This window comes from Leisingera sp. ANG-M1, assembly GCF_000813745.1.
GTDB lineage: Bacteria > Pseudomonadota > Alphaproteobacteria > Rhodobacterales > Rhodobacteraceae > Leisingera.
In genome coordinates, this window is the sequence record NZ_JWLC01000040.1 from 30,690 (window position 1) to 31,470 (window position 781).

Sequence of the window (781 nt, forward strand, 5' to 3'; positions counted from 1 at the left end):
CGCCGAGATTGGACAAGCCGATCAGGTCGTCCCTGCCATAGCCGCGCTTGTCCATTTCCTCGAAATCGCAAATAGCGCTTTGCGACAGGTTCAGCATCATCGGGGCAAGGTCTGCGCCGCAACGGACACTGGGGATGTTCTTGTCCAGCAGTGGTACAAAACCGATCTTGCGATAGAGCGGCGCGATATTGGCAAAGGCGAAAGTGGTGACAAAGCTGCAATCCGCTTCGAAGGCGGCTTCGATAGCCATACGCAAAAGGCGTTGCATGATGCTGGGGCGGTTGCGGAACTTGTGTGTGATACAGAAGTGATCGAAAAGGCCGATTGCCCCGAAGCTCTGCCGCAGATTATCCAGTTTCAGCGACTGGCCGATCTCGCTCTGTTCCCAGCCATCGGGCATTTCCACAAAGGAAATCGAGGCAACGATCCTCCCGTTCTTCCGGACAACGAAATAGCGCCGAGTATGCAGGACGGCAGTATCCTTTTCCTTTTCTCCCTGTGCCAGAACGCTGATCTCGGCGCGTGCTTCCTGACCAGCACGGTTCGGGGTCTGGTAGAGCGTTTCGCGGGCGAAGTGAAAGTAAAAATCGTTAATGTTGTCCTCGCTGGGCTCCAGCTCGGCGAAATCAAGCTCACCATCGGGGAAGGATGCCCCAGGATGCAAGCCGGTAATCTTGCTCTGCAATTGCAGCCAGACCGTACCGGCGATCCCCGCCGCCATGGTTAACGGCAGCAGTGAAATCAGCCATAAGTGTTGGAACATCAGAATGCTCAAGGAAAG

General features: G+C 55.4%; 1 protein-coding gene. It reads right to left on the reverse strand.

The window, feature by feature from the left end; all coding sequences use genetic code 11:
* Window positions 1-763 (reverse strand): GNAT family N-acetyltransferase (locus tag RA19_RS27130; protein ID WP_039168413.1); only part of this gene is annotated, 763 nt, incomplete at its 3' end.
* Window positions 764-781: the final 18 nt, after the last annotated feature.